1 protein-coding gene is annotated in these 859 nt (G+C 44.7%); it reads left to right on the top strand.

From position 1 onward, the window contains the following. Nucleotides 1–140: 140 nt before the first annotated feature. Nucleotides 141–859 (top strand): phage minor tail protein L (locus tag B0183_RS11130; RefSeq protein ID WP_078208803.1); only part of this gene is annotated, 719 nt, incomplete at its 3' end.

Raw genomic sequence — 859 nt, 5'->3', positions numbered from 1 at the left:
AAGAAGAAACGCCAGATGGCACTCATATCACAGTGGAATTGTTAAAAACAATGAGAGGAATCGCAAGAGAAGAAAGTCAGAATGCGATCACCAATAATTTCGCTCGTGCGGGTGGTCAATTTAGACGATAGGAGTATGTAATGCCAAAAGCCCTACCCCAAAAAATGGCAAACGAACTGCCAAAACTGGAACAAAATGCCTTGATTGAACTGTGGGAAATTGATTTAAGGCATATCAGCAGTAATAGCGACCAAACACAAAAAGGGGAGTTATTACGCTTTCACAATGGCTTAAATCAAGGTCAGCAGAATGTTTGGTGGCAAGGTAACGAATACCAAGCCTATCCAATTAATGCGGACGGTTTTGAAATTAGCGGTCAAGGTCCGAGTAACCGACCGACTTTAACAATCTCAAACCTGTACGGCATTGTCACCGCTTTAGCCGCAGATTTCGGACAAGGAATTGGGGCAAAGGTGACACGTCGTTTAGTCTATGCTCAATTCCTTGATGCTCGCAATTTCCCTAACGGACAAAATCCACAAGCCGATCCGACACAGGAAAGTGTGAGTTTATTCATCATTGAGCAGTTAAAAAGCCTAAATGATGAAGTAGCGACATTTGAGCTGGCTTTACCCGCAGAAACAGATAATGCTCGCATACCGTTGTTGATGATTACATCAGATACCTGTATTTGGCAATATCGCTCTGCGGAGTGTGGCTACACAGGCGGACCTGTTGCCGATGAAAAGGATAACCCGACAACCGATCCGAAAAAAGACGCTTGTTCCCACTGTTTGCGTGGTTGCAAGCTGAGATTCGGGGCTAACGCCATTTTACCGTTTGGGGGCTTTCCAAGTAC

Origin of the sequence: Glaesserella parasuis (genome assembly GCF_002015085.1) — a bacterium.
GTDB lineage: Bacteria > Pseudomonadota > Gammaproteobacteria > Enterobacterales > Pasteurellaceae > Glaesserella > Glaesserella parasuis.
Note: the sequence above shows the minus strand (reverse complement) of the source record. Positions and strands in the feature narration are given on the sequence as shown.